The 7,249-nt window shown below is 68.3% G+C and carries 10 protein-coding genes and 1 pseudogene; 2 read left to right on the forward strand and 9 right to left on the reverse strand.

What is annotated here, in order from left to right; translation table 11 throughout:
* Positions 1 to 327: 327 nt before the first annotated feature.
* The gene (locus tag ABT070_RS43905) at positions 328 to 498 is read right to left on the reverse strand and encodes a hydrophobic protein (protein ID WP_164369086.1); all 171 of its coding nucleotides are present in this window, start codon (positions 496 to 498) and stop codon (positions 328 to 330) included.
* Positions 499 to 680: 182 nt separating this feature from the next.
* Here ABT070_RS43905 and ABT070_RS43910 point away from each other — a divergent pair, with 182 nt between their 5' ends.
* Entirely contained in the window at positions 681 to 857 is a 177-nt protein-coding gene (locus ABT070_RS43910; protein ID WP_351768703.1) for a CsbD family protein, read from the forward strand.
* Positions 858 to 922: 65 nt separating this feature from the next.
* Here the strand turns inward: ABT070_RS43910 and ABT070_RS43915 are convergent, their stop codons facing one another.
* From ABT070_RS43915 to ABT070_RS43925, 3 genes are all read right to left on the reverse strand, one after another.
* Complete coding sequence (locus ABT070_RS43915) at positions 923 to 1,357, reverse strand: DUF2267 domain-containing protein (RefSeq protein WP_351768686.1); 435 nt, start codon at positions 1,355 to 1,357, stop codon at positions 923 to 925.
* A 103-nt stretch (positions 1,358 to 1,460) separates the two neighbouring features.
* The gene (locus tag ABT070_RS43920) at positions 1,461 to 1,850 is read right to left on the reverse strand and encodes a DUF2267 domain-containing protein (RefSeq protein WP_351768688.1); all 390 of its coding nucleotides are present in this window, start codon (positions 1,848 to 1,850) and stop codon (positions 1,461 to 1,463) included.
* A 108-nt stretch (positions 1,851 to 1,958) separates the two neighbouring features.
* A complete protein-coding gene (locus ABT070_RS43925) occupies positions 1,959 to 2,393 on the reverse strand; it encodes an Hsp20/alpha crystallin family protein (RefSeq protein WP_351768690.1) in 435 nt (144 codons plus the stop codon).
* Between the two features lie 124 nt (positions 2,394 to 2,517).
* Between ABT070_RS43925 and ABT070_RS43930 the strand changes: the two genes are divergently transcribed.
* Entirely contained in the window at positions 2,518 to 3,165 is a 648-nt protein-coding gene (locus ABT070_RS43930; RefSeq protein ID WP_351768691.1) for a type III effector protein, read from the forward strand.
* 584 nt (positions 3,166 to 3,749) lie between these two features.
* Here ABT070_RS43930 and ABT070_RS43940 read toward each other — a convergent pair.
* The 5 genes and pseudogenes from ABT070_RS43940 to ABT070_RS43960 form a co-directional block, all read right to left on the reverse strand.
* Entirely contained in the window at positions 3,750 to 4,250 is a 501-nt protein-coding gene (locus ABT070_RS43940) for a TIGR03086 family metal-binding protein (protein WP_351768693.1), read from the reverse strand.
* Between the two features lie 50 nt (positions 4,251 to 4,300).
* Positions 4,301 to 4,867, reverse strand: coding sequence for an SRPBCC family protein (locus ABT070_RS43945; RefSeq protein ID WP_351768695.1), 567 nt, complete (start codon positions 4,865 to 4,867; stop codon positions 4,301 to 4,303).
* Positions 4,864 to 5,226, reverse strand: coding sequence for an ArsR/SmtB family transcription factor (locus tag ABT070_RS43950; protein WP_351768697.1), 363 nt, complete (start codon positions 5,224 to 5,226; stop codon positions 4,864 to 4,866). The genes ABT070_RS43945 and ABT070_RS43950 overlap by 4 nt, the downstream gene beginning before the upstream one ends.
* A gap of 108 nt (positions 5,227 to 5,334) precedes the next feature.
* Positions 5,335 to 5,520, reverse strand: a pseudogene (locus ABT070_RS43955) (undecaprenyl-diphosphatase); the annotation flags it as partial.
* 564 nt (positions 5,521 to 6,084) lie between these two features.
* Positions 6,085 to 6,933 carry an RNA polymerase sigma factor SigF gene (locus tag ABT070_RS43960; RefSeq protein WP_351768699.1) on the reverse strand — a complete coding sequence of 283 codons (849 nt, stop codon included), beginning with the start codon at positions 6,931 to 6,933 and terminating at the stop codon, positions 6,085 to 6,087.
* Between the last annotated feature and the right edge of the window lie 316 nt (positions 6,934 to 7,249).

Raw genomic sequence — 7,249 nt, forward strand, 5'->3', positions numbered from 1 at the left:
GTACGGTTCCGTCGCCGAGGTTCTTTGCCGGCCTCAAGTGGAACTGTGGAGGCTCTTCGGGCGTTATCGAATTCGGTGACATTCCTTCAGGAATGTGCGTGCCATACCTCTTTGACTCGCCGTCGCTGTGAATCATGTAGATGGCCGGGGGCGGCGTGTTGGAGGTCCATGGTTCCGGCGTCACGACCGCCTCCGGTCATGGCCCTCCGGCTACCCCGAACCGGAAGAATCATCACTTTTATCCTGTGGTCGCCGGGACGGGACATGGGTGGGGCCCGACGCGTAGACGTCGGGCCCCACCCATGGTTGCGCTGCTGTTGTGGCTTTTTACCAGCGGTACCAGCGGCCGCGCTTGCCGCCGCTTGCTGTCGGGCGGATCACGAATCCGAGTACCCAGACGATCAGCACGATGACGGCGATCCACCACAGTGCCTTCAGTGCGAAACCGGCACCGAAGAGGATCAGGGCGAGCAGAAGAACAAGAAGAACAGGAACCATAGTTATCAACCTCCGGACCGTCGTGTGCCCTGCAGTCCGATCTTCATTCCTGTGGGTCTTATGGATTTCTTTGGCGGTCCGCGGCTGCGGAGGCGTGGCGGTCAGCGTGCTTGTTTGAGGATGCGTTCCGGGGTGACACGAAGGGCGTACGCGAGTTCCGAGTGAGGCAGGGGTGAGTGGTTGTGGCTGCGGACGAGAAGGCTCAGGCCAAGGGTGAGCAGGTCGAGGGCAAGGTCAAGAAAATCGTCGGCGGTGCGGTCGGTAACGAGTCCCTGAAGGCCGAGGGGCAGGCCAAGAAGTCCCAGGGTGACCTGCGTGCGGCCAAGGAGAAGGCCAAGGACGCCGTTCGGCCCAAGTAGGCGCGTAGCACTCCTGATCCCGGCAGCCTGTGGGCTGCCGGGATCTTTGCTGCCGGGGCCGGGGGTCAGGCTGCTTGGACGAGTTCGGCGCGACCGAACAGAAGGGCGTATCCGGACGGGAACCGGCGGAGGATACGGTCCAGGAGGCCGGGGCCGGCGAGGTGGCCGATGACGGCGAGGACGGCCCCGGTGTCCCAGCGGGCCACCGCGGGAGTGACACCTGTGCGGGTGGCGAGGTCTTTGACGAAGCCCCAGCCCGTGAGCGGCTGGGAATCGGGGATCTGGCTGGTGAAGGCGAGGGCGGCCTCGTCGGGGAGGCAAGCGGCGAGTTCGGCGCGTTCGTCTCCGGCGAGCTGGCGGCCCAGGGCCTCCAGCACGGCGCGCGTGACGACCTCAGCCCGTTCGCGGGTGGGGTACGCGCCGTCGTAGCGGACTCTTTCCAGCATCTGGTGAAACGTCATGCCGGTCCGGGCAGAGGCCGGTTCACGCAGCTGAAGCATCGGAAGGGTGCCTTTCTCGTGCAAGGGCGGTTCGCGCCGGCAGGAAGGGCCGACCGGGGGCGAGCGCCGGCCGGCCCGCTGACGCGGCGGACCTGGTCTGGGTTCAGGCGCGCTCGGGGCGGCCGAAGAGGAGGTCGTAGCCCGGGGGGAGTTGGAGCAGAGTCCGGGAGATGAGGTCTTCGCCTGCCGCATCGGCGGCGACGCTCAGTACGGCGCTGACGTCCCAGGCCGCGGTCTGTTCGCTTGCTCCCTCGACCCAGGCAGCGACCGCCCGGACGAATCGCTCGGGCGGCAGCGGTTCGCCGGCCTGGAGCGGGTTGAGCAGGATCAAGGCGAACGTCTCCGGGAGCCGGGCGGCCAGCTCGGCCCGGACCTCACCCACCAGATGCGCGCCCAGCAGCGCCAGCACGGTACGCGCGGCCCGTTCGGCTTCCTGAGGCGTTGCGTACTGGCCGCGTTCTTGAACGCGATCGAGGAATGCTTCCCATCGCATGGCCACCACTGCCCCTCTGTGTCGTTGCGGGGAGGACGTGGGGCGGAGGACGGGACCGAGGGGGGCGGTGCCCGTCCTCCGCCTTCGGCTCGGCCGGGAGCCGGCTGATCAGCCGTTGATCTGCGGGCGGTCGGATGTGCCGCCGATGGCGATCTTGCGGGGCTTGGCGCGCTCGGCGATCGGGATCCGCAGGGTCAGCACTCCTGCGTCGTAGTCGGCCGTGATGCGCTCGGTGTCCAGGGTGTCGGCGAGGACGAGCTGGCGGGAGAAGACGCCCAGGGGCCGCTCGGAGAGTTCCACCTGCACGTCGTCGGCCTTGGTGACGGGCCGGCGCTCGGCCTTGACGGTCAGCATGTTCCGCTCGACGTCGATGTCGATCGCGTCCTTCACGACACCGGGCAGATCGAGGGCGATCACATACTCTTCGCCTTCGCGGTAGGCGTCCATCGGCATGGCCGTGGGCCTCGTCCATGTGCCCGTGCCACCCATCAGCTGCTGGGCGAGACGGTCGAGTTCGCGGAACGGGTCAGTGCGCATCAACATCACGAAAACACCTCCACAGGTCTGGCAGGAACTGCCAATGCGCTTCGTCTGCAACTGTTCAACATGTCATCCAAACGATGACAAGTGAAAGTGTCATCCAAAGGGTGACGCCGAGAGGATCTTCATGAACGCTCTCCCCGAACCACATGACCCCGCCTCGTTCTTCGCCGCCGCGGCAGCCCTGCACACGATCAACGAGGCCGTCCGCACCGCGCACGACGCGCAGACCGACGCGCCTCCGCACGACGGACCGGCCACTGCGGATCAGGCGCGGGCCGCGCTCCTGCTGCTGCGTGAACTCCGCGAGCAACTCGCAGGATGGGAACCGGGGCTCATCGAAGCTGCCCGGGCAGCCGGCTCCAGTTGGGCGGACCTGGCCCATCCCCTGGGTGTTGCCAGCCGCCAGGCCGCCGAACGGCGTTACCTACGCGTACGCCCCGGAACACCCGGCACCACCGGCGAACAGCGCGTACAAGCCACTCGCAACAGCCGGGCCGCCGACCGCACCATCACCACCTGGGCTCGGGACAACGCCGCCGAACTGCGCCAGGTCGCCGGCCAGATCACCGCGCTGACCGGCCTTCCCGCCGGGTCCCGCACATCCCTGGCCCGGCTCGCCGAGGCCCTCGCCGACAACGACGCGGCCAACCTCGTCACGCCTCTCGCGGATACCCACGGCCACCTCAAGGAGCACCATCCCGGCCTCGCCGACCGCGTCGCCGCCATCACCGACCACGCCGACCAGATCCGCCACGGCGACGACCACAACTGAACTGGAGCTCACCCGTGCGAGCGGTGGGACCGGACGCTGAGGGTGGAGACCGGCACCGCGGTACGGCACCACCTTGCGGTACGTCGCGGCGAGCCGCCCGACCGGATGAGGGGGCCGGACCGCCGCGAGAGCCCGGCTCCGGGCGGAGACTTCCAGAGGTCATGCGTCAGCCAGGCGGGCACGACGGCCCGGGCAGCGCTCCCGGGTTCTGCGCGGGGTACGGCCAGGGGGTTGCCGGGGGCTGTCTTCCTGGCCTTTCTCACCGGCCTTCTCGAACTGCTTGAACAGCTTTTCGACTGTCTTGTGGTCATCTTTGAGCAGTACGATTCCGTCCACTTTGCCTTCCCTCGCGTCGGCCGGGTGGCGGAGGAACTGGCCGCACCGAACGGCGTGTACCCGATGCGGGGCGGGAGGGCCCGTCCGGTACGGCGTAGTGGTCCGGAGGGACAACGCTCCTACGCCGGACGCGTGGGCGAGGGCGTCAGCTGCCTGACCCGGATCTCAGCTGTCCGCGCCTGTCCGCGCGACCTCTGATGCACACGAAGGACGGCCGGCTACGGGGACGGCGGTCCCGGCCGGATCGCTCAGGGGGTACGCCCGATGAAGGCGAGCAGGCGTGTCTGCACGTCGGCGCTCTCGGGGACCTCAACCCTCGGTCCGTACTGCCCGCTTTTGCGGAGCACGTCGTCGAGCGGCAGCATTCCGTCGAGCATCCGGGCACACCTGACAGGGTCGAGGGTCTCCTCCTGGCCACTGGCCCGCGCCAGGTCCCAGGTGTGCATGAAGACGTCGGCCGTATAGAAGCGGTCGACCGCCTGGTCGAGCGGAACCTCGCCGATGTGGGGGTTCGACAGGACCCTGCCCGCTGTGGCCGGGTCGTCGAGGAGCGCCTGCACCCCGTCGCAGTGGACCGTCCAGGCCGCGACCGGATCGTCGTCGACTGAGGGCCCCTGGGGAAGTTCGACGCCGGCGCCTGACTTCAGGAAGGCCGGGAACCATTCGACGAGGTGACGCACCACGTCCCGGGCGACCCAGCCCTCGCACGGCGCCGGGTTGTCCCATGCCGCCGGGCTCACGCCGCGCACGCGCTGCGTGAAAGCTCCTGCGACGATTCGGTGTTCATCAGTTGCGCTCGTCATGGGTTCAGGCCCTTCCTGTCGGTCCGAAGCTCCTCGGTGGAGTCGGCGCTGTGATCACCCTTGCCGCTCTCACGGCCCGCGAGCAGTTCGTCGAGCCGCTCGTATCCCTGGCGGACGCCGTCCCGCATACCGCTCTTGATGATCGCGTCGCGGGCCTCGACGGACTTCGTGACCGATGTCGTGGTGACGCGGGTCCGGCCGCCGAGATCCTCGAAGACGGCCTTCTCCAGGCTGACGCTGTCCGGGAAACCGTCGTAGGCGAAGGTCTGCACGATCCGTTCCGGGGGGCGCACCTCGTGGAACACGCCGCGGAAGCCGTACTCGGTGCCGTCGTCCTCGAGATGCGCGTAGCGATACGCACCGCCACTGCGGGCGTCATACTCGTCGATCCGCATGGTGAGCCGGCGCGGGCCGAGCCACTGGACGACGAGGTCGGGGTCGGTATAGGCCGTGAACACACGGTCCGGCGAGGCGTTGAACTCCCGGGTGATGACGATGATCGGCAGCGCCGGGTCGGCCTCGATCCGCGTCTCGAGCCGACCGCCGGCCTTTGTGGTGCTCATGATGCTTCCTCCCTTGCCAAGTCTTCCCGCGCGGGCCGTTCCTCCATCTGCTCGAGCACGGCGTCGAGTCGACGGAAGCGGTCCTCCGCCTCACGGCGGTACCGCTCGATCCACCTCGTCATCAGGTCGAACACCTCACCTTCGAGGTGGCAGGGCCGCCGCTGGGCGTCCCTGGTGCGGCTGACGAGGCCGGCGTCCTCCAAGACCTTGATGTGCTTCGACACCGCCTGGACGGTCACGTCGTAGGGCTCGGCCAGTTCGTTCACCGTGGCGTCGCCGCCTGCCAGCCTCGCGACGATGTCGCGCCGGGTCGGGTCGGCCAATGCGGAGAACACCCGGGACAGCCGGTCGTCGACCACTTCCCACCTCGCTTATTCAACCTCTTAGTTGAATAAAGGTATGGCCAGGCCCGCGGCTTTGTCAACCAATCGGTTGAGTAAGCACGGAGCGACCTGCCGGCCATCCGACTTCACCAGCCGGGCGATCGAGGCGTAGGCGACAGCGAAGGAGACGGCGATGCCACGGTGAGCGGGGCAGCTCCCACCCCGGCGCCCACCCGCGGCGTCCTTCAGTTCGTACAGGCCGGCGCCCGTCAGGGCCGGGATGCCGAGGAAGGAGGAGGGCGGGCAGGCGCCTTGTCGTGGCAGGGAGACCGGGGGCCACCGACGTCAGGCCGCCAGGTCGGCGGTGGCGGAGGACTTCCCCGACCTGCTTCCTGACCAGCTACGCAGCCGACCGTAGTTCCCGCCGCGCCCACGCTGCGGGGCAGCCCGCAATCCCGCCGTCTGATCCGGCCCGAGCGGAGGTTGCGTGCTGCTCCGCAGCCGGCGGTGCCGGCGATCCTCGCGCAAGCCGGGCATGCCGTGCAGGTGGACCGTGCGGGCGGTGAGGTACGGGTCGGGCTGCTTGCGTGATCTTGGGCCACCACGGGATCGACACCCGTGTTCCTGCATAGAGGGCGGGGCAGTTCGATGCCGGCGAGCGGGCGAAGCACGAGCAGCGTCCCGGAGTCCCGCGCCGTTTCGACTGGTCCGGCGACCCTTGCTGAGCGGGCGGCCGGCTCGTTGCACGGCCTTGGCGGGAGGACGCTGGGAGGCGTGATTCGCGCGCCGGTCTCCCGAGGGTGTGCTGGGCGATCGGGACCGACAACGCGCAGGGTGGTGGCGTGGTGGAGGGGTTCACCACGCCACGCAGGGCGGCGTTGCGAGGTGGCGGTGTCAGTGGGTGATGAGCATGCCCTCGCGGAGCTGGGTCAGGGTGCGTGACAGCAGTCGGGAGACGTGCATCTGGGAGACGCCGAGCCGTTCGCCGATCTGGGCCTGGGTCAGTTCCTCAACGAAGCGCCAGTGCAGGATCTTGCGCGAGCGTTCGTCGAGGTCGGCGATCATGGGTGCGAGGGCGTGGAAGTCCTCCACGAGTTCCAGCGCACTGTCGTGGTCGCCGATGAAGTCGGACAGGGCCGACTCGCCGTCCTCGCTGCTGTTGATGGCGGCGTCCAGGGAGGAGGAGCGGTAGCCGTTGGAGGCCAGCCGCGCCTCGATGACTTCCCTTTCCTCCAGGTTCATCAGCTGGGCCAGCTCCGCCACGGTCGGGGTGCGGCCCAAGCGGCTGTGCAGTTCCTCGGTGGCGCGCGCCAGCTGGACGCGGGCTTCCTGCAGGCGGCGCGGGACGTGCACGGCCCAGGTGGTGTCGCGGAAGAACCGCTTGATCTCTCCGACGATGTAGGGGATCGAGAAGGAGGTGAACTCCACCTCGCGGGAGAGCTCGAAACGGTCGATGGCCTTGATCAGGCCGATCACGCCGACCTGGACGATGTCCTCCATCTCCTCCGGGTCCCGGCTGCGGAAGCGGGAGGCCGCGTAGCGGACCAGGGAGATGTTCATCTCGATCAGCGTGTTGCGCGCGTACTGGTACTGCGGTGTGCCCTCTTCCAGGACTGTGAGTTGCTGGAAGAACAGGCGGGTGAGCTCCCGGGCGTCCTTCGGAGCGACCTTCGACGGGTCGGCCACCTCGGGCAGTTCAGCGCACGTCGCATCTGCGGTCGTCAGTGCCGTATCCGTAACCATGTGTCCCTCCCCTGTCGGCCATGCCGACCCCGGCCCGTCTTGAATCGCCACGGCCGCTCTTACCCCGTCCCCTCACCATCATGCCTACTCCTTTGGCGGGAGCGAACCGCCCAGGAGCGCTGCACCGGCACCGCTGCGCAGGCTCCCTCAAGATCTGTCTGCGGCGCCCCCGGCGTGAGTCCTGTGAAGAAGCCGCGCAGGGTGGGAGGTGTTGACGGGCTGTACCGGAGTGACGGGCGAGGTCGGGGAAACTGGTGGGTATGGACATCGAGCGCAGGAACAACGTCACGGTCACCGGCAATCCGCAGGGGCCGAC

Origin of the sequence: Streptomyces sp. NPDC002884 (assembly GCF_040295245.1) — a bacterium.
Classification (GTDB): Bacteria; Actinomycetota; Actinomycetes; order Streptomycetales; family Streptomycetaceae; genus Streptomyces.

Bases quoted from the DNA above. Each gene is read 5' to 3' on its own strand.
- ABT070_RS43905 (WP_164369086.1), bottom strand. From the start codon at position 498: ATGGTTCCTGTTCTTCTTGTTCTTCTGCTCGCCCTGATCCTCTTCGGT.
- ABT070_RS43915 (WP_351768686.1), bottom strand. From the start codon at position 1,357: ATGCTTCAGCTGCGTGAACCGGCCTCTGCCCGGACCGGCATGACGTTT.
- ABT070_RS43920 (WP_351768688.1), bottom strand. From the start codon at position 1,850: ATGCGATGGGAAGCATTCCTCGATCGCGTTCAAGAACGCGGCCAGTAC.
- ABT070_RS43925 (WP_351768690.1), bottom strand. From the start codon at position 2,393: ATGTTGATGCGCACTGACCCGTTCCGCGAACTCGACCGTCTCGCCCAG.
- ABT070_RS43930 (WP_351768691.1), top strand. From the start codon at position 2,518: ATGAACGCTCTCCCCGAACCACATGACCCCGCCTCGTTCTTCGCCGCC.
- ABT070_RS43945 (WP_351768695.1), bottom strand. From the start codon at position 4,867: ATGAGCACCACAAAGGCCGGCGGTCGGCTCGAGACGCGGATCGAGGCC.
- ABT070_RS43960 (WP_351768699.1), bottom strand. From the start codon at position 6,933: ATGGTTACGGATACGGCACTGACGACCGCAGATGCGACGTGCGCTGAA.